Source organism: Parashewanella hymeniacidonis, from assembly GCF_016900895.1.
GTDB lineage: Bacteria > Pseudomonadota > Gammaproteobacteria > Enterobacterales > Shewanellaceae > Parashewanella > Parashewanella hymeniacidonis.
Genome location: NZ_JAFEUN010000047.1, coordinates 13,292 through 33,820, shown reverse-complemented (window position 1 = coordinate 33,820; position 20,529 = coordinate 13,292). Strand labels below are relative to the sequence as shown.

The 20,529-nt window shown below is 38.3% G+C and carries 15 protein-coding genes; 12 read left to right on the top strand and 3 right to left on the bottom strand.

The genetic code is table 11. The annotated features are described in order from the left end of the window. Positions 1-371 precede the first annotated feature (371 nt). The 5 genes from JQC92_RS11030 (at position 372) to JQC92_RS11010 (ending at position 7,490) form a co-directional block, all read left to right on the top strand. On the top strand, positions 372-1,625 hold the full coding sequence (locus JQC92_RS11030) for an HlyD family secretion protein (protein WP_204999705.1): 1,254 nt from the start codon (positions 372-374) through the stop codon (positions 1,623-1,625). A gap of 9 nt (positions 1,626-1,634) precedes the next feature. Then, a complete protein-coding gene (locus JQC92_RS11025) occupies positions 1,635-2,327 on the top strand; it encodes an ABC transporter ATP-binding protein (RefSeq protein ID WP_204999704.1) in 693 nt (230 codons plus the stop codon). Continuing rightward, on the top strand, positions 2,324-4,789 hold the full coding sequence (locus JQC92_RS11020; RefSeq protein WP_204999703.1) for an ABC transporter permease: 2,466 nt from the start codon (positions 2,324-2,326) through the stop codon (positions 4,787-4,789). Before JQC92_RS11025 ends, JQC92_RS11020 begins: the two co-directional genes overlap by 4 nt. Positions 4,790-4,933: 144 nt before the next feature. Further along, on the top strand, positions 4,934-6,265 hold the full coding sequence (locus JQC92_RS11015; protein WP_204999702.1) for a sigma-54-dependent transcriptional regulator: 1,332 nt from the start codon (positions 4,934-4,936) through the stop codon (positions 6,263-6,265). After that, positions 6,258-7,490 (top strand): sensor histidine kinase, encoded by a 1,233-nt coding sequence (locus tag JQC92_RS11010; protein WP_204999701.1) that lies wholly within the window; start codon positions 6,258-6,260, stop codon positions 7,488-7,490. The genes JQC92_RS11015 and JQC92_RS11010 overlap by 8 nt, the downstream gene beginning before the upstream one ends. On the opposite strand, the gene JQC92_RS11005 is transcribed toward JQC92_RS11010, so the two are convergent. Further along, on the bottom strand, positions 7,462-7,980 hold the full coding sequence (locus JQC92_RS11005; RefSeq protein ID WP_204999700.1) for a protein disulfide oxidoreductase: 519 nt from the start codon (positions 7,978-7,980) through the stop codon (positions 7,462-7,464). The two genes, JQC92_RS11010 and JQC92_RS11005, sit on opposite strands and share 29 nt — an antisense overlap. Before the next feature lie 392 nt (positions 7,981-8,372). On the opposite strand from JQC92_RS11005, the gene JQC92_RS11000 reads away from it, so the two are divergent. The 6 genes from JQC92_RS11000 to secF all read left to right on the top strand — a co-directional run bounded on the left by JQC92_RS11000 (position 8,373) and on the right by secF (position 14,185). Next, positions 8,373-8,549, top strand: a complete 177-nt coding sequence (locus JQC92_RS11000) for a hypothetical protein (protein ID WP_204999699.1) — start codon at positions 8,373-8,375, stop codon at positions 8,547-8,549. 66 nt (positions 8,550-8,615) lie between these two features. After that, positions 8,616-9,653, top strand: coding sequence for a tRNA preQ1(34) S-adenosylmethionine ribosyltransferase-isomerase QueA (gene queA, locus JQC92_RS10995; RefSeq protein WP_204999698.1), 1,038 nt, complete (start codon positions 8,616-8,618; stop codon positions 9,651-9,653). Between the two features lie 108 nt (positions 9,654-9,761). Further along, positions 9,762-10,895 (top strand): tRNA guanosine(34) transglycosylase Tgt, encoded by a 1,134-nt coding sequence (gene tgt / locus JQC92_RS10990; protein WP_129947206.1) that lies wholly within the window; start codon positions 9,762-9,764, stop codon positions 10,893-10,895. A gap of 131 nt (positions 10,896-11,026) precedes the next feature. Further along, positions 11,027-11,359, top strand: a complete 333-nt coding sequence (gene yajC, locus JQC92_RS10985; protein WP_129947155.1) for a preprotein translocase subunit YajC — start codon at positions 11,027-11,029, stop codon at positions 11,357-11,359. Between the two features lie 17 nt (positions 11,360-11,376). Continuing rightward, on the top strand, positions 11,377-13,224 hold the full coding sequence (secD, locus tag JQC92_RS10980) for a protein translocase subunit SecD (protein ID WP_204999697.1): 1,848 nt from the start codon (positions 11,377-11,379) through the stop codon (positions 13,222-13,224). A 13-nt stretch (positions 13,225-13,237) separates the two neighbouring features. Then, positions 13,238-14,185, top strand: coding sequence for a protein translocase subunit SecF (gene secF, locus JQC92_RS10975; protein WP_204999696.1), 948 nt, complete (start codon positions 13,238-13,240; stop codon positions 14,183-14,185). Positions 14,186-14,253: 68 nt separating this feature from the next. Here secF and rnt read toward each other — a convergent pair whose 3' ends face one another. Beyond that, positions 14,254-14,907 carry a ribonuclease T gene (rnt, locus tag JQC92_RS10970; protein ID WP_204999695.1) on the bottom strand — a complete coding sequence of 218 codons (654 nt, stop codon included), beginning with the start codon at positions 14,905-14,907 and terminating at the stop codon, positions 14,254-14,256. A 145-nt stretch (positions 14,908-15,052) separates the two neighbouring features. On the opposite strand from rnt, the gene JQC92_RS10965 reads away from it, so the two are divergent. Then, positions 15,053-15,922, top strand: coding sequence for a flagellar protein MotY (locus JQC92_RS10965; protein ID WP_204999694.1), 870 nt, complete (start codon positions 15,053-15,055; stop codon positions 15,920-15,922). Between the two features lie 36 nt (positions 15,923-15,958). Here the strand turns inward: JQC92_RS10965 and JQC92_RS10960 are convergent, their stop codons facing one another. Next, positions 15,959-20,194 (bottom strand): ankyrin repeat domain-containing protein, encoded by a 4,236-nt coding sequence (locus JQC92_RS10960; RefSeq protein WP_204999693.1) that lies wholly within the window; start codon positions 20,192-20,194, stop codon positions 15,959-15,961. Between the last annotated feature and the right edge of the window lie 335 nt (positions 20,195-20,529).

Sequence of the window (20,529 nt, the reverse complement as noted above, 5' to 3'; positions counted from 1 at the left end):
TATTTACAGCATCACTTTGAGCGAAAAGATAACGATAATTTTGATTTGGAGTGATGTCGTATAGGAGCGGGCTTTCAGCCTGCATAGTGTAACCCACCGTCTTTCAGACGGTGGTTGTTAAGTTCTTTATTATTTATTTTGTCAGTTAGTGTTGTATGACCTCTGTTGGTAAACATGCTGATTTCGTAGGGTTAAGTCTTCTTTTAAGCGAGTAAATGGTGCCGAAATATAAAACCGAACAATCTAGAACCATATCCGAACATAATTAGGAGGCTGAAAAGGAATAAATGCTCTCCAGTACCTGATTTCATCGTTTTTTAGTTTTGGCATACATCTTTCTATCATTCTATTAAAGGTTTTTGGAGTGAAAAATGAAGATAGAGATAGAAGACCATAATAAAATACAAAACAGGAAAAAAGCAGTTCTCGTTATTTTAATATCAATAGTTATTGCTTTCTCTATTCTAGGTATTGTTTATAACCCAGTGCCAACACTTGATGCGAGTGAATTAAAGCTCGTAGAAGTAAGGCAAGATGATATTGATATCATGGCGCCAGTTTTTGGCGAGTTTAGCTCAAAATACGAAAGATTAGTTAATGCACCGAGCGATGGCGTTGTGATTGAAATTTATTTGCGCGCTGGTTCAGACGTTGAAGTTGATTCTGTTATCGCTAAATTATCGAACCCAGATTTAGAGCAAGATCTGGCTGATGAACATAACCGTTTATTGCAACTAGAATCTGAACATCAAACCTTAAGTTTACAAAAGCAAAGTGAACAGCTTGCGACACAGGCGCAGCTTGCTGATATTGAAAATCAGATTAAATCCGCTGAACTTGAACTCAATGCGAATCAAGAGTTAGCCAAACATGGTATTGTCGCCAAGATTGAGTTTGAAAAAGCGAAACTAAAGCACCAGCAATTAGTTAAGCAGCAAGAGTTCAACCAGTATCGTTTTGAAAAACAAAAACAGATGCATGAGAAAGAGTTGCAGCAAAAACAGTCGCAAGTTCAGTTGCAATCGCAAAAAGTACAATTGATTCAAAGCAAAATTGATGGTTTGACGGTTAAAGCGGGTATTAATGGCACGCTTCAGCAGCTTAATATTGAACTTGGACAGCGGCTGTCTAAAAGTGCTTCTATCGCAAAAGTTGGCTCTAAAGACGAATTGATTGTTGACCTAAAAATCCCGCAGCGATTATCGAATAAAATTCAGTACGGTGCCTTTGTTGAAGTAAATCATAAAGGCAAGCTGATACTCGGAAAAATCTCACAACTTAGCTCTGTGATTGAAAACGGTTTTATTAGTGCTGAAGTATCTTTGCAGCAAGATACCTTTCAGGGTATTCGACCATCACAGCAAGTAAACGCTTATGTTTTTGTGGAGAAAGTTAAAAACTCACTTTATGTAGTGCAAAAACCCGGGTTAGTGCCTCTCACCACTCAAGATTTTTTTGTTCAACAAAATACTCAAATTGATTTGTTAGAAAAACGTTCTCTCCAATTTGGTGAATTATCACAAGGCGTTGTGATGATTAAATCAGGCGTAAGAAAAGGCGACAAAATTTCACTCAATGACTTATCTCAGTGGCAAGAATTTAATAAGATAAACATAGAAAAATAGGGAAGAAAAATGACAACAATAGTTACCTTAAAGGACATCAATAAGCTTTTTCTAAAAGGCCAAATTCAAACTCACGCACTCAAAGACATTAAAATTGAAATCAATGAAGGTGAGTTTGTTTCGATTTCAGGGCCATCCGGTTGTGGTAAGTCAACATTGCTGAGCTTGCTGGGGTTATTAGATGCGCCAACTTCTGGTACTTACCAACTCACAGATATCAATGTTGAAAGTTTAAGCGTAGATCAACGCTCTAAAATTCGAAATCAATATATTGGTTATGTATTTCAATCTTTTAATCTTATTGACCATCTTACTGTTTTTGAAAATGTAGCTTTGCCACTGGAGCATAGAAGTGAAAAGTCGAGTGATATTAAACAAGCAGTAGAAGAAACCTTGGCGATTGTTGATATGCAAAGTCATATCCATCACAAACCCAATCAACTTTCAGGTGGACAACAACAGCGAGTAGCCATTGCTCGTGCTTTGGTAGGTAATCCCAAAATTTTGCTAGTAGATGAGCCAACCGGAAACCTAGATAGCCGCAATGGTGACTTGGTGATGCAGGAGCTAATTAAACTCAATAAGCAAGGTGTGACGATTGTCATGGTAACTCACGATGAACGCTATAGTCGCATGGCAAGTCGTCAAATCAAGATATTTGATGGTGAAGTATTAGTTGAGCATCAGGAGGCGGTGGTATGAGTTTTTATATGCGTGCTTTACGTCATGGTGTGATGCGCCTTTTTACATTGCCGAGATTAACTTTACCCGTGTTACTCACGTTAAGTTTAACTTTAGCTGCGGTACTAACAGTTGTGGCAATGAGTTCGAATTTGATATTTAAGCCGTTGCCGGACATAAAAGGTGAGCAAAATCTATACAGTGTAAATATAGGATTAGAAGCATCAGGCGGTGTGAGGATTAATGCTTTCACCAAAACAGCGTTAAGTGCATTTAACGACCGATTTAAAGCGATTGGTGAAGTAAGCTCGCTGGATGTGGATAGTGGCGAAGTAAATATCGATAATAACCTACTTGCTGTTACTCAATTTTTCGCTACAGATAATTTTTATCACAATGTTGGTGGGAAATTGCTAATTGGTGATGCGCCGAATAAAGAAAATTACCAAGACTCAGTTTGGATCTCTGAATCACTTTGGCATACTGCATTTCATAGAACAAAAAGTATTCTAGCTAAGACCTTACAAATTAAAGATAAAACATATCAAATTGGAGGTGTTGCTAAAGATTTTGAATCATACAAAGCGTCAGAACGATACCCGCAGCAAATTTGGCGTTTTTATCATTTACCTGATCATTTAAATCACTTTGAAGATGGTGCTTTTAGTATCTCTGGCAGTTTTCAATCATTATTCAGGGCTAAAAAAAGGGCATTAAAAGAGTATGAATTAACAGAGTTTTACAGTAACTATATTTCGAATTTACCTAAAAATCATAATACGATTTTTAGTTCTGACTTTTATAAAAGTCTCATTCAAAAAAATACTGTTGAGCGCTATCGAGATTCATTGCTCTTGAAACAAAAAAATACGGTTATTTTTTTACAAGTGACAGTGATAGTTTTGCTGATTATGGCTGCAATGAACTTGTTAAACCTATTTTTGAGTCACTATCAGCAGCGAGAAAAAGAGTTCGCAACACAACTTAGTTTAGGGGCGACCAAGCGTGTATTACGCAAAGGTGTTTTTCTTGAGAATATTCCAATGTTCGCAACCGCAGCAGTCTTAGGAATTGTCGGTGCTTTTTGGATCATTAGAGCATTACCCGTAATAAGCGGTGGCAATATTAAGTTATTGCACTTAGTTCAAATTGATGCGGCAACAATCATCATTTCGCTTTTAATCGTGATAATGATTAATAGTGTTTTTGCTTGGTTAGCCGTTGCTCAAATTAATAAAAAGGACATTTACTCGGTAATAAGCTCTGGAAATAAAGGTCAAAAATCAGGGACGTTATCTAAAACATCAAGAGTAACTTTTATACTGCAGTTAACGTTTGCCGCAATTGTTTTAACAGCAAATGCGATGCTTGCCACGGCCGCATATGATGAAATATTTTTTGAAAGAGGTTTTAAGGTAGGAAATACTTTAGTTGCAAGCATCAGTATTAAAGAGGAATCTCGGCCTTTCTCTGAAGATAGAGCGACAAGTAATAAGCAAAGTTCGGAATATCACTTAGCTAATCGTCAGCTCGCAAAAGAAATCACTCAAAAATTACAACAGCATAATCCTAAAATTGAAGTTTTAAGAACTTCATCAGAACCATTTGGTAATGGTTTTACTACGTTTCATATAACCAGTAATGAAGATTCGAATACCTCTACCTCATATTCAACACACAATATTGCCGATGATTTTGTTACAAGTTTTGGTCTCAATTTATTTGCAGGTAGAAATGTTACTCGTGAAGAATTTAAAAACTTAGATCGGGTCACTCTAATCAATAAAAATGCCGCAAAATTTATTACAAAAGGTGATGACCTTTTTGCCGCAATTGGGCAAAAGTTTGGGCGCAGAGAAGTTGTGGGTATTTTGGATGATTTTTACACTCAGTATAATCCAAAAGGGAATATTGCCTCTGCTTATTACCCTAAAGAAGAACCGATGCATTTTGCTCTAATTATGCAGCTTCCAGCATCGTTGGAATTTGATAAAGAAGCGATTGAAGCCTTAATTCAATCACATGCGCCCGAAATTGGCTCTGTGGAATTATCGAATGTAAAGGAAAGCATTGATTCGCATTTTAAGGACGAAAAGCTACAGCTGCATTTCATCATTGCTTTGTCATTACTGACTCTCACTCTTGCCGCATTCGGTAGCTCAGGTATTGCATTTAGCTTTGCTGAAATTAAACGCTTTGAATTAGCCATTAGAATGGCGACAGGGGCATCAAGAGGGCGCTTGCTAAGGAGTACCCTTAAACAATTTTGTGGCTTAATTTCGATAACCTTGGTGTTAGCGCTAGTGGTGTCGGCATTGGTTTATTGGGGCATACAGCAACGAGTTACGGTATTGCCCGAGTTCTCATGGGATGCTCTGTTATTCTTCTCAAGCTTATTGGTTGCAATTGTGTTAACGTCAATTTCTTATGTAGTGTGGCGTGTGATTAATGCAGAGCCAATGCAAGCGTTAAGAGAGCTTTGATGTTGTCATACCCGAATGTTGTAATCGGGTATCTAGCGACTTTGCAATTTTCTTGAAAAGTCACTGGACACCAGCTTGCGCTGGTGTGCAAAAAATAAATTTACAAGGAGCTGGTAGCTGTTGTTTGCTGCCAGCAGTAAAACAATGACGATAAAAACAGTTCTAATTGTCGATGACGATCAAGATGTGCGTTTTGCATTAACTTTGCTTTTGACTCATCAAGGCTATCAAGTTTATGAAGCTGACTCTCCAACAGCTTGTAAGTTGCTGCTAAAAGAAATTGCACCAGATTTAATTCTTCTCGATCTTAATTTTACTCAAGATACCACTTCCGGACGTGAAGGCTTATCGCTTTTAAAAACATTGGTGCCACAGAAGCTTAAAGTCATACTGATGACGGCCTGGGCGTGTGTTGACCTCGTAGTTGAAGGCTTACAGGCTGGGGCGGTGGATTTTGTTGAAAAACCTTGGGATAAAACGTCACTTTTGCAGAAAATAAAAAGACAACGCAGTAGTGTCGAAACATATGAGCAATACCAAGAACCGTGGGTTGCTGAATCTGAAGCAATGAAACAGTTAGAGAGATTAATTCAACAGCTGGCGATAACCGATGCCAATATTCTCATTACTGGTGAAAACGGAACTGGGAAATCTTTACTTGCTAAACACATTCATCAATCAAGCCAAAGAACAGAAAAATCATTCGAGTCGCTGAATATGGCTGCAATTCCAGAAACGTTATTTGAAAGTGAATTGTTTGGTCATAAAAAGGGGGCATTTACGGATGCAAAGTTTGATCGAAAAGGGGCATTTCAGCGGGCAGAAAAGGGCACCTTGTTCTTAGATGAAATTGGTACTTTGCCGTTTCACTTACAACCCAAGTTATTGCAAGTACTAGAAAATGGATCTTTTACGACATTAGGGGCAGATGAAACGGTTAAAGCCGATGTGCGAATTATTGCGGCAACAAATGCTGATTTAGATGATGCCGTTGAGCAAGGAAGGTTCAGGGAAGATTTATTGTATCGCTTAAATACGTTTACGATTGAAATCCCGCCACTAAGAGAACGCAAACAAGATATCACTCCACTGGCAATGACAGCATTGCATCAATTGGCTACCAAGTATCAGAAGCCAGTCCCTGAACTATCTGATTCAGCTATAAAGAAACTCGTCAATCACGTTTGGCTCGGTAATGTACGTGAACTCAATCATGTTATGGAGCGCGTTTTATTACTCAGTGATGGAAGTGAAGTGTTAGCTGAACATATTCCGCTTTCTTCTTTCAAAAAAAGATCGATTAAGAGTGAATTGATACCAGAGTTGAGTCTGGCCGAGCTAGAAATGAAACGAATCGTTTATGTGATGGAAAAGGCTGAGGGGCAAGTTTCTATTGCAGCAAAAGAGCTAGGCATCTCTAGAAATGCGCTTTATCGCCGTTTAGAAAAATATCAATTGGCAGAAGAATATGAGTAGTCGGTTGCTGAATTACTTTAACCGAAGGGCTGCGCTTGTTATTGGCATTGATACTTTCATTCTAGGTCTGTTGGCTTCAAACTTGTATTTGTTATTCGAAGACTGGCTTGTGGTGCTTACGGTAATAATAATTGTTGGATATATATTGTTGTATATTTCGCTAAGAGCATTAAGTAGATATAAATCGAACTTTGATCAACTTGAAGCCTTTATGCGGATGCGAGCTCAAGGAGCAAGCAATATCAGTTTAGTTTTTGATGAGTATGATTCTCCATTTAAAAGTTTGGCAAATCTGGTTGCGAATACTCAACAAGTTAATACACAGCTCAATTCAAGATTTCTGGAGACTATTTTTACTAGCTGGCCGATGCCGATCGTTATTTTAAATGCACAGAAACAGCTTATCTTTTTTAACCAAGCATTTTATCAAAAAATCAATCTACCGTTGATCGAAGGAATGAGTATAGATGAAATTGGATTTGAAATTGAAGCCGGACTCATTCGACATTCCGTGTTTGATGAAAGCTGGCAGCTAAAAATGTTTAAGTTTGATAGTAATTATATTGTGATGGCTCAGTCGATTGCTGATGAATTGCAGCATAATCGTTTTCAAGTGCAACAACAGCTAATCAGGGTACTATCTCATGAGTTGAATAATTCATTGACGCCGATGGCATCACTCGCCGATACGTTATTAGATTTACCAGAACTTCCTCAAGATACCACTCGAAAAGCATTAGCAAGAATTAAAGATCGTAGCGAAACATTGTTAACATTTGTCAGTAGTTTTAAATACTCAAATAATATTCCTGAAGCAACGGTTAAACGACTCGATTTATCCCGGCTAGTTTCTAAAATTTCGAATGAATACGAATTAGATTTCGTATTTCAAGGAGAGTCGGTTTTAGTCGCCGATTCGATTTTGTTTGAGCGATTGATGATTAATCTAATGAAAAATGCAAAAGAAGCCTCCGCAACAAAATTAGACATTTCGAATTTCAATGAAGGAAGTAATCAGATTGTTTCGATTACAGATAATGGCAAGGGTTTTCAAAATTTACAAAATACATTTACTCCGTTGTATACAACTAAAGCAAGCGGAGAAGGACTTGGGTTATTCTTGTGTAAAGAAATAGTAGCTCGACACAATGGTGATATTTCAGCAGTGAACGTTGCTCAAGGAGCAAAAATCAGCATTAAAATACCGCAGCCAACCACAGTCTAAATCTCAACCCCCAGCTTGTCGTTGGCCCTTGAGTGGTTGAAGCAATGTTACCTTGAGTGTCGATGATAAAAATACTGGGTACGCCAGATACACCCCATTGATGAGAGTAATATCCATTGCCATCATTTAAAGCCTTAAAGGTCAAATCATGCTCTTTAAGGTATTCGTTAATTTCATCATTACTCCCTGAGCTCACCGCAATTGAAATCACTGGGTAATCATTAGAAATACTCTCCACCATTGGTGAGGTAAAGCGACAGTAGCCACACCAAGTTCCCCAAAAATAAATGAGAGTAGGTTTGTTACCGCTATGGAGTAACTGAATCTTTTTACCTGTCGTTGAAATGGCATTGATTTGTGGAGCTTGTCCTGAAGCCATGTTCCTTTGAATAAATAAGCTAACAGCAGTAAGAATAACAATGAATATAGCTAAATCTCGAAATGATTTTTTCCAAGAAATTTTAAAAAACCAGTTTGTTATCTTGTTCAACTGCTATTTCCATTAATGAAGATAAAAGAAATATTAAACGAGATGTAATTATAGAGATAGGTTTTTAATTTGTTATAAAAAAGACTTAAAAGTTATAAGTGGTTTTTTTAGGCTGCTTACATTGCTGGGTATAGGTGTTAACACCAGTTATGGTTAGTTTTTTAGTAGAAAAAATTGTATTTGTATTTTTAAAGTGAATTCAAAATTTAAGAATGTTTTTTATTTGTTAAATTTTGTTGGAACAAATTGTAACCATAATGTATCATTCCCTTACTTTTTACCTTGTTATTAAGTCACTAAACATTAACTAAATTAACTAAAGTTACCGCTTATTAGTGTCGCATTAACAAATTAAGCAAGTTTCTACTAATAATACTTATAAAGGTTCAAGGATGATAAAAGATTTTTTAAAAAAACTTTTTGGTAAAAAAGAAGAAAAAAGTCGACACGTAAAAATGTATGTTGATATCCCATTTCAAGAAATTCAATGCACACCTTTCGATTACTCAGCGTTTAATGTTGATAAAAAAGATTCTGAAAAACAAGAGAAAGAAATACCTGATTCTTGATCTTAAAGCTTTCTGCCCCTAGACTAGCCGCCGTTTCATTAGGTTTATAGTTTTAGAGGCAGTTAAATGCGAGTTTCCGATTTTTCATTCGATCTCCCTGATGAGCTAATAGCTCGTTATCCTACAGAAAAGCGTACAGCGTCACGTCTACTTACCCTTGATGGTAATTCGGGTTGTGTTGCCGACAAGCATTTTACTGATCTTATTGATTCTATTGAGTCAGGTGACTTGATGGTATTCAACAATACTCGGGTCATTCCTGCACGTTTGTTTGGACAAAAATCTACAGGTGGAAAATTAGAAATCCTTGTAGAACGCATGCTAGATGATAAGCGAATACTTGCTCATGTTCGCAGCTCTAAATCGCCGAAAATTGATGCCATTATTAATTTAGATAACGATCATCAAATGAAAATGTTAGCTCGTCATGATGCACTGTTTGAACTTGAGCTTCTTGGTAATAAAACTATTCTGGACGTTTTGGAAGAGATTGGGCATATGCCACTGCCTCCATATATCGATCGTCCAGATGAAGATTCAGATAAAGAGCGCTATCAAACGGTATATAACGAGACTCCTGGCGCCGTAGCTGCACCAACAGCTGGTTTGCATTTTGACGACGAAACATTACAAAAATTAAAAGATAAAGGCGTTAATATTGCCTTTGTTACTTTGCATGTGGGAGCGGGCACGTTCCAACCTGTGCGTGTAGATGATGTCGATGATCATGTTATGCACTCTGAGTGGGCGAATGTGCCTCAAGACGTAGTAGATCAAATAATAGCGACTAAAGAAGCAGGTAAACGAATCATTGCAGTGGGCACAACCTCAGTGCGTTCGTTAGAGAGTGCAGCGAAAGCAAATCATGGTAAAATAGCGGCTTTTAGTGCTGATACCGACATTTTCATTTATCCAGGTTATGAATTTAACGTTGTTGATGCCATGGTAACCAATTTCCATTTACCTGAATCAACATTGATTATGTTGATAAGCGCTTTTGCTGAACAACAAAACGTGATGAATGCTTATCAGCACGCAATTGAAGAAAAGTACCGTTTCTTCAGTTACGGTGATGCAATGTTTATCACTCGTAAAACGGTATAACGAACTAGATTTGTGGCTGCTTTTGGCAGCCATAATTGTTTAATGGCGCAAAGCCAAAAATAAAACGTCAGACTGTTTCTCTGGCTTAAGGTTGTAGTAAATATGAAAATGAAATTCGAGTTGGATAAAACTCATGGCCGTGCTCGTCGCGGTCGTTTAGTCTTTGAACGAGGTACGGTTGAAACGCCTGCATTTATGCCTGTAGGCACGTATGGTACTGTTAAAGGTATGACGCCGGAAGAAGTACGCGAGACAGGTGCTGATATCCTTTTGGGTAATACTTTCCATTTGTGGCTTCGTCCTGGTGAAGAGATCATGCGCAGTCATGGTGACTTGCATGACTTCATGAACTGGCAACGTCCTATCCTGACGGACTCGGGCGGTTTCCAAGTATTCAGTTTAGGTGATATTCGTAAAATCACTGAAGAAGGTGTTCATTTCCGCTCGCCAATTGATGGCAGCAAGATCTTTATGGATGCTGAAAAATCGATGCAAATCCAATATTCACTGGGCAGTGATGTTGTGATGATTTTCGACGAATGTACACCATATCCAGCAACCCATGATGAAGCGCGTAAATCAATGCAGATGTCTTTGCGTTGGGCACAGCGCTCACGTGATGAGTTTGATCGTCAAGAAAACCCAAATAACCTGTTTGGTATCATTCAAGGTAGTGTTTATGAAGACTTGCGTGATGAAAGTTTAGAAGGTCTGGTAAACATTGGTTTTGATGGTTATGCGATTGGCGGCCTAGCTGTTGGCGAGCCAAAACCAGATATGCACCGTATTCTTGAACATGTATGTCCAAAAATCCCAGAAGAAAAACCTCGTTACTTAATGGGCGTGGGTAAGCCTGAGGATTTGGTAGAAGGTGTTCGTCGTGGTGTGGATATGTTTGATTGCGTAATGCCAACTCGAAATGCGCGAAATGGTCACTTGTTCACAAGTGAAGGCGTAATTAAGATCCGTAACGCAAAACACAAAACTGATACCTCACCTTTAGATAAAAAATGTGACTGTTACACTTGTAAAAATTACACACGCGCATATCTATATCATTTAGACAAGTGTGGCGAAATCTTAGGTGCGCGATTAAACACCATTCACAACCTAAGATACTACCAAATGTTGATGGAAGGTTTGCGTGATGCCATCGACGCAGGTACATTAGATGACTTCGTTCACGAGTTTTACACCAGCCAAGGTCGGGAAGTTCCGGAAGTACCAGAGCTGAAAGATTGACGCTGAGTTTGTCATACCAACTTTGATTGGTATCTAGTGACTTTAGTTTTTAAAGCGACTGACTCCAGCTTTGCTGGAGTGACATTTAAAGCAGAATAAAATTTTAATAAAGAAAACGAAAAGAGAGACTTATGTTTATTTCAAATGCACACGCAGCTGCTGGCGCAGCACCACAGACAGGCGGAACGATGGAACTGGTATTCATGCTAGTGATGTTTGGTTTGATCTTCTATTTCATGATCTTCCGTCCACAATCTAAGCGTGTTAAAGAGCACAAAAACCTAATGGGATCGATTTCTAAAGGTGATGAAGTACTTACTAACGGCGGTATTCTTGGCAAGATCGCTAAAATCAGCGATGACAGTGATTATGTATTGTTGGATTTAAACGATACAACTCAAATCACTATTAAGAAGGACTACATTGCAGCGGTATTGCCTAAAGGCTCTATTCAGTCGCTGTAAGCCAAGAGGGCTAATGCGTGTTAAATAAATATCCAATGTGGAAAAACATAATGGTGGTGTTGTTCGCCGCTATTGGTTTGTTCTACGCTATGCCAAATCTTTACGGGGAAGACCCTGCAGTACAGGTTGTGGCAACTCGTGGCGCTAAAGTTACAGACACTACTCTTGCAAATGTAAACGAGCTCCTACAAAAAAATGGCATTGAGGTTAAACGCTCAGAGCTGGCTAATGGTCAACTGTTGGTTCGTGTTGCGCATGCCGATGATCAATTAAAAGCAAAAGAACTTATCACTGATAACTTAAGTGATAAGTATACCGTTGCATTGAATCTTGCACCGGCAACACCTGAGTGGCTAGAGTCAATGGGCGGCAGCCCAATGAAGCTTGGTCTTGATTTACGTGGCGGTGTTCACTTCTTAATGGAAGTGGATATGAAAGAAGCCATTCGTAAAATGGAACAGTCACAAGTTGCTGAATTTCGAACTCAACTTCGTCAAGAAAAAATTCGTTATTCAGGTGTTCGTCTAAAGCCTCGTGGTGTTGAAATTAAATTCCGCAATGAAGAAATGCTGTCTAAAGCAGAGTTCTTCTTGAAGCGTACTAACAATGACATGGTATTCACTGACGTATCTACGGATACTCAGCCAATGTTATTGGGTGTAATGAGTGAAAACTTTTTACGTCAAGTTCGTGAAGATGCCATTTCACAAAACATGACGACGATTCGTAACCGTGTAAATGAGTTAGGTGTGACAGAACCTCTTGTTCAACGCCAAGGTACTAATCGTATTATTGTTGAATTACCAGGTGTCCAAGACACTGCTCGTGCCAAAGAAATTCTGGGTGCGACAGCATCGATTGAATTTCGCATGGTTGACGAAAAAGCTGATGTAAACGCTGCTGTAGCTGGCCGAGTACCAGCCGGAAGCGTTCTTTATAAGCGTCGTACAGGTCAACCTGTTGTACTTAAGAAGAAAGTAATGTTGACCGGTAACCACATTACTGACGCACAACCGAGCTTTGATGAATACAGTCGTCCGCAAGTAAGTATTGGTCTAGATGCGAAAGGCGGCACCATCTTCTCGCAAGTGACTCGTAAGAATGTAAACAAGCCAATGGCGACGTTGTTTATCGAGTACAAAGACAGTGGCAAGCGTAACCCTGATGGCACGGTTAAACTGAAGAAAATAGAAGAAGTTATTTCAGTTGCTACCATCAATGAACCTTTAGGACGTAAGTTTGTAATCAATGGTCTAGGGCTTGAAGAAGCACAAGATCTTGCACTTTTACTTCGTGCTGGTGCCTTGATTGCGCCTGTAACGATTGTAGAAGAACGCACAATTGGTCCAAGCCTTGGTCAAGAGAACATCGATAACGGTCTTCAAGCGATGCTTTGGGGCACGGCAATTGTTCTTATCTTCATGCTGATTTACTACCGTGCCTTTGGCTTTATTGCCAACCTTGCATTGGGTTTAAACTTAGTGATGGTTGTTGGCGTTATGTCAATGTTAGGCGCTGTACTTACATTGCCGGGCATTGCAGGTATGGTATTGACCATTGGTATGGCGGTTGATGGCAACGTGCTTATCTATGAGCGTATTCGTGAAGAATTACGTGCAGGACGCAGTGTTCAACAGGCAATCAGCGAAGGTTACGGCAACGCATTCTCAACCATTGCAGATGCAAACATCACTACGTTCTTAACGGCGTTGATTTTATTTGCTATCGGTACGGGTGCAGTTAAAGGCTTTGCGGTAACTCTGATGATTGGTATTGCAACCTCTATGTTCACAGCAATTGTCGGTACACGTTCAATTGTAAACGCTATCTGGGGCGGTAAGCGTCAGAAGACGCTGAGCATCTAGGGAGAGATTGATTATGTTTCAGATTTTAAATTTTAAAGGCACAGTCAATTTCTTACGTCACGCTGTTCCAATCAGTATTTTGTCGATGGTGTTAATTGCAGCTTCGTTTTTATCGCTAGCAACTAAGGGCATTAACTGGGGCTTAGATTTTACTGGTGGTACAGTTGTTGAGCTTGAGTTTGACCATGCGGTTGACTTAACAAAACTTCGTGCAAACCTTGATCATGAAAGTACTCAAGGTGCTGTGATTCAAAACTTTGGTTCTACTCGTGATGTGCTTATTCGCCTTCAAGTTAAAGAAGGTGTAAAAAGTGACGTTCAAGTGGCTGAAGTGATGAAAGTCGCTAAAGTGCTTGATGAAGGTGTAATTCAAAAACGTGTCGAATTCGTAGGCCCACAGGTTGGTAAAGAACTTGCTGAACAAGGTGGTCTTGCGGTTCTTATTGCACTGATTTGTATTCTGATATACGTATCGTTCCGATTCGAGTGGCGTCTAGCGGCTGGCTCGGTTGCAGCACTAGCGCACGACGTTATTGTAACTTTGGGTGTGTTTTCAGTATTGCAGCTTGAATTTGATTTGACTGTACTTGCAGGGTTATTGACGGTTGTAGGTTATTCACTTAACGATACTATTGTTGTTTATGACCGTATTCGTGAAAACTTCTTGAAAATGCGTAAAGGCTCTTCTGAAGATGTAGTGAATACCTCGATTACGCAAACTATGAGCCGTACAGTAATTACAACATTAACGACGTTAATTACTGTTATTGCTCTGTTCTTGAAGGGTGGCGAAATGATTCATGGTTTTGCGACAGCATTGCTAATGGGTATTATCGTAGGTACTTATTCATCAATCTACGTGGCAAGTTATTTAGCGATTCGTTTAGGAATTAATCGTGAGCATATGATGCCAGTTGAGATTGAAAAAGAAGGTGCTGATCAGCCCTCTATGATGCCTTAGCGGTTCTTAGTACAAAAAAGCCACCTTTTAGGTGGCTTTTTTAATGTCTGAAGCTGAAGTACTGCACTTTAGTCTTCAGAAGTTTCATTTGCTAATAGCGGCCAACCACCTAAACTTTTCCACTTGTTTACGATATGGCAGAAAAGTTCAGCGGTTCTTTCAGTATCATAAAGTGCTGAATGTGCTTCTTTATTATCGAAAGGAATACCTGCAAACTGGCAAGCTTTTGCTAAAACAGTGTGACCTAAAGCGAGCCCAGATAGTGCTGCGGTATCAAAAGTAGCAAACGGGTGAAACGGTGTCCTCTTAATGCTATTTCTTTCTAAGGCTTTGGTTACAAAGCCATGATCAAATGCTGCATTATGGGCAACAATGATACTTCGATGACAATCTGAAGCTTTTTGAGCTTTTTTGACCTCTTTGACTATCTCTTTGAACGCCGTTTTTTCATCTACGGCGCCACGAAGCGGGTTAGTTGGGTCTATTCCGTTAAAAGCTAATGCTTCAGGTTCAAGATTCGCACCTTCAAAGGGCTCTATATGGTAATGCAAGGTTCTGTCTAGCACGAGTTCACCATGCTCATCCATCTTTAATAACGTTACGGCAATTTCTAAAAGCGCATCTGTTTCTTTATTGAATCCCGCAGTTTCTACATCAATAACCACAGGGAAGTAGCCACGGAATCGATTTTTTAATAGGTTATGTTCTGCTATATCGCTCATTATTTGCCGAAGTTTGATAAATCATTATTGCAACATATTATCTGTTATTGCTGCTTAAGTGTCATGTGTGATTGATTGTTTTATGCACTAAAGCTTCGAAAAAACTGGTCGATAACAAAAGTAATATCAAAAAAAGAGAAATATTATGCTGCGACGAATATTATTGACTGCTTTATGCTGTGCTCCGCTTACGGTGAGCGCAGAGCTTCGTCATTTTGTTGCTTCTCTTGATAACTCCCAATGGCGGATCACACAGAATAATCCAGTCTCTTGCCAGTTAGAGCATAATATTCCTATGTATGGTAATGCGGTTTTTTCCAGTCAAGCTAGTAAGAAGTTGAACTTAGACTTCATGTTAGAAATGTGGAGAAAACCTGAAAAGGTTACAAAGGCTGAATTGGTCAGTCGTGCTCCTATTTGGCGCCCAGGGATTCCAGACAAAAAACTGACTGAAATAACTTATCAAAGATATTTTAATGGTGAAGTGCCAAAAGCCGAAGCTTGGACAATGCTAAATGAGTTGTCTAAGGGGATGCAACCTACCTTCTATTATGCTGATTGGTATAATAAGTTTGAACGAGTGGCAGTAGGGTTATCTGCAGCAAATTTTCATCACAAATACAGCCAATTTCAGCGTTGTTTATCAAATCTGTTACCTTATTCATTCAATGATATAGCTTTTACGGTATTGAATTTCAAATCAAACAGTACTGAATTAACTCGGTTTTCAAAGCAACAAATGGATCGCATTCAAGAGTACCTATCTTACGAGCCGGAAGTTGAGTTGGTTCTAGTGGATGCTTATACCGACAGTTATGGTGGTCGTAGTGCGAATAAACGAGTTTCTACGCGCCGTGCCGACATGATAAAAAAATACCTTATGGAAAGTGGGATCCAACAAAATCGGATCGTAACAAAAGGTCACGGTGAAGAAAGGCATGTAGCAGCCAATGATACGCTAGCTGCAAGAGCTAAGAATAGACGTGTGATTATTCAAATCAATAAAAATGGTTAAGCTTATCTGATTATTTCGTTCAATTTTAATTGACTATTATGGGTTGAATTCTTTGAATTTACTCCAGATACTTTGGCGAATAGACTTGTAATTAAATTCAGGAATCCTAGATAAAAATAAGTGATAGGCAAATTCAGAAACCGCTTTCTTATTACTGAACCCGCTTTGTTTTAACTCTATTAGTTCCTCACTCATGTTGTCATCACTTTTCTCAAAGATAATGCTTAAATCTTTAGTGTGTTGCAGTATTTCAAAAGTGGCACTTTCTGAACCTTGGATTACAGCAACAGTTAATGGAACATAAGCTAAATCACCATTAGTAAATGCTGAAATGCTGAGGTTTGCAGACTGCTTTATAAGTTGCCTGATCATTTCTGCAGAGTCTTTAAACGCTGCAATGTGTAAGCAGGTATAACCATTCCAAGATGTACCTTCACCATTGATGCGTGTATTAAGCATTGTTATAGGGAATACTTGTATAGCATCTACAGAGTTGTGTTTTACTGCAATATGGGCAGCATTGAGTCCTTGGTTATTTGTTTGTGATTGTGCGTCTTCAAGTTGAGTAAGAAGTAGTTTACAAATAGCTTTTTTGTTTAAGCTTGCTGCATACATTAATGGTGTATAACTAAAGTAAGAAGAAGATGAGGAATTAATTGCTTCAGATAGTAAACTTTTTTGTATTCCCATTACTTTGAGTGCTTCGAACGAGTCATTTTCAATTGCAATATGTACCGCTGTCAAACCTTGTTCTGTTCGATGCATTAACTCATCTTGACAATATGAAATCATTGCTCCGACGGCCTTAGAATTATTGAGTCTTGCAGCTTCCATGAAAGGATTAAATTTTGTAGAGCGCTTGAAACACTCTGTGATATAGGCTTTGGGCAAGCTTTTAATCACTAAGCCGGAGTTATGCTCAGCAGCTAACATTACAAGGTTAATACTTTCATCTTTAAGAAGTGCTGAAAATTGTTTTTTATATTGACACTTCTTCAATAAAAAAATCACCATTTCGCCTTGATTGTTTTCGACTGCAGTACAAAGAAGTTCTTTCAAACCTTGAGCTGTAGTGGTGAGAGAAACCCCCCTTTGAAAAGCTGTCTCAACGAACTTGATTTTTCCTGATTTAACGGCAAAATAAAGCGAATTTTTACCTCTAGGGTTAGATGACAACGCTTGAATGTTAGCTCCCTCTTTAGCTAAGACTTTAAAAACGTCAACATGTCCGTTAGTTGCGGCAATATGTATTGGGGCCTGACCATTACTATCTCTGGCGGATACTTGTTCAACGCTTACTCCTTTGCTGAGCTCTTTGAAATAAAAACCTGATGCTGCAGCTAAATGAAAAATTGTTTGGCCTTGCTCACCATAGTTGCTATCCAAATCGGCATGCTTTATGGCTACAGATAAATACTTGCCTTGGTATATTGTTGGTGAACTACAAATTGCAGCCATAAGAGGTTTATCTTTACTCACTGGCGACGAAAAATCGAAATCAGGCCAGGTTTCTAGGCATTTATCCAACATTTGGAATTGCCCGAGTGTTAATGCAAGTCCTATAGGCGTTTCGTTATTATTATCTTTTGAGTCGAGAAAGCTTTTTGATTTGCCTAGAAGTATTGAGACTATACTCTCTTTTCCTTCAGCAACGGCTAAATGTAAGCCACTTCTACCGGTTTGTGCCTCGCAAGCACTAAGGTCAAGGTGTGAACATTTTAATAGTTCTGTTAAAAATGGTTTTTTACCCGTTTTACAAACCATGAGTAAAGGCGACAATCCATTACTGTCAAAATGGTTGATAAGTTCATCATCGGTGTGTAAAGAAATTAACTCCTTTAAAATCTCTGTTCCTTGGCAATCACAAGCAAGGTGAAATGCCGTTTGATAAGAGTCATTTTTATCTTCAATGACTGTAGGGCAGTGCCTTAAGAACCATTCTGCTTGCGCTTTATTTCCATTCATGACCGCACATAAGAAAGGAGTGCTACCGTCCACTTTTTCTCGGCAGCTTTCTTTCAAGTTGTTGAGAGGTCTTAATGGCTCTAAATATTCAGTTGTTTTATGTTTAATGGCTTTATGCATGAGTTCAGAGAGTATTGAATTACTTTTTTCTATTTTGCCTCTTGCCAATTCAAAAAGTGTCTTATAGCATTTCGGCTTTCCTTCGCTGACGGCAGTGACTACACTTTCAACATAGAGTGAACTCTTTAGTTTTTTTGTTACACCATTTTGGTGAAGAAATACGATTAATTCAGGGTTATCATCTTCAACAGCTTTATTCCATATCACTTCTAATTCATCGGCAGACACATTCGGATTAAGTAATTCAACGTTTAATTTTAAATGATCAGAGCTGTTGAGTTGGAAAAAAGCTTTGTTGAAACTATTTTTGATGAGTTGTGACTGTGATTCATCAAAGAGTACTAGTTTAGGATCAATAGTTTCCATTCGAGCTTGTAATTCATCAAGTGTTTTGGCTCCTTGTAAGTTTTTGCAGAATTGCTGATGAATGTAGGATATAAAGTTTAATTCCTTGCCTATTGCGGAAGTTATTAAATCTTTACCTGTCAGAAGTTCGATTATTTTTATGAGTTCTTCGCTACTTTTGTGGGCGACTAGAGCTTTAAATTTTGACTGATGTTTCTCGCAGAGTTCTCTATATTTTATTGAGTCTTGAGTGCAGAAATCGGGAATAGATACCAGTAAGTCAACGGCGCCTTCAATATCCTTTAAGTCATCAATTTCGCTACATAAGTGGTTGAAGCAAAGCTCTTGTAGAGATTTTTTCAGGTCTTTTGAGCTGTCTGGTAACGATTGAGCGATGTAGTGAATGTCTTGAGAACTAAAATGTTGAGTACCGATAAAATGTTTAATTGCAGTGAATAACTTATCTTTAAACTTTGAACAACAATCATAATTAAAAGTTTTTAACAGTTTTATTAAATGCTCCAACTTATTACTAGATTCACTTTCATTATTTTTAATGGCTTCTAACCTTCTCATCAAATTTTCTGATTCAATAGTCTGTGCAAGCTCTAAAAAATCAAAATCAATACAAGGAGGAAAACCGTCAACATGTTTAGTTTTGTCATGCCCTTGAAAATGATGGTACAGCATTGCTTTAATACCGCTTTTGACTGCTTTAGGAAGACCTACTGCACTAGCTAGCTCTCTTAAGTATTGAGAAAAAGAAGTGGAATCATGTGTACATAATAGAAGGTGCCTATTAAACAAAAGTAGTTGCTTGTCACTTGCATTATCCAACATTGGTTTTGCATTAGCTAGCTCTGCTAATGGTGTAGGAGACTCAGTTTCATGGGAAGAGCCGCAATAGAAAACCGAATCGGAGTGGCACCAAATTACATCGTCGTCCTGTTGAAATTGAACACCGTTTTCATCATCAGGTTTTAAGAGCGGGCAAGCCCTATGAATCAATGCAATGTATAAAACTTTTGCTAAGTGCCTTGATTTCTTCAGATACTGAGAGTCATGAGTAAAATGCTCATGTGTTACTGAAGAAAAAGGGATGCAGTTCTCAATATGAGCTTCGTCAAAAGATTCAAGTTTTTTTATTTTTTCTAAATTTTCAAGAGTGAACGACTTACTCCAATCCATGGAAACTTGTAAAATTAAAGAGCCTGAACACATTGTATCATTGAGTATTTGAGTATATTGCTCAATAACTGATTGACTAATACCCCCGAGAGACGTTTCTTCAATAGAAAGTGGGTAGCCATTACGTAATGCAATACGATTTAGCTGTTCATCTGTTACCTCATCGGAAAACCTTTTTCTAAAATTTGTTTTTGCTTCTTTGAGGAGTCTTGTTTCTGCATTCGCTAAAAGGTCACTGAGTTTAGCTTTATTAAAGTTTAAAGATATGACTAATCGTTCTAGTTCAACAGAGCGGGGGGTGCTATTTAATTGCTTAGATAGTGCAGTAAGAACTTCTACTTTTTTTGCTTTTTGAACTTCGCTTGAAGTAAGTAGTGAATTTAGATGACAGAGTTGAGATTTTAATTTGCGGTATCGAATCGACGTCAAAGAGAGCCCACTAATATGGGAATAAAGTATATTAACAACGCTAGAATACTGGGGTAAGTGCGACTCAAAGTGTGATTCTAGCGCTCGCTTCTGATCAGTGAGTGTTTTATCAATATTACTTAGAGAAAACTCCTCGTAAACACCTTCACCCTTATCGGGAGTCTTGCAAACTACCCAAATATCATCAGGAGGGGATTTTGTATTGAATCCAGTAGCTACAGACATAAGTAAGTCAATCTAAGGGGTATAATGAAAAATAATAACTTAACCTTTTTCTGAAACGTTAGTTAATGATTGTTAATGTAATAGATAAGTTAGTTAATGATTGTTAATGTAATAGATAAGTTAGTTAATGATTGTTAATGTAATAGATAAAAAAAAAGCCCACTTAAAGTAAGCGGGCAAAGTAATGCACAATACAATCAACAAATTGAAGGTAGGGAAGTCAGTATAAAAGAACCAGAGAAATCAGCCGTGCTTGGCACACCTGATAAATGTTCTTGTTTTCATAACTTGCTTATTCAGCGAGTCCTTCCTGAAAACAAATGTATTTTATTGTT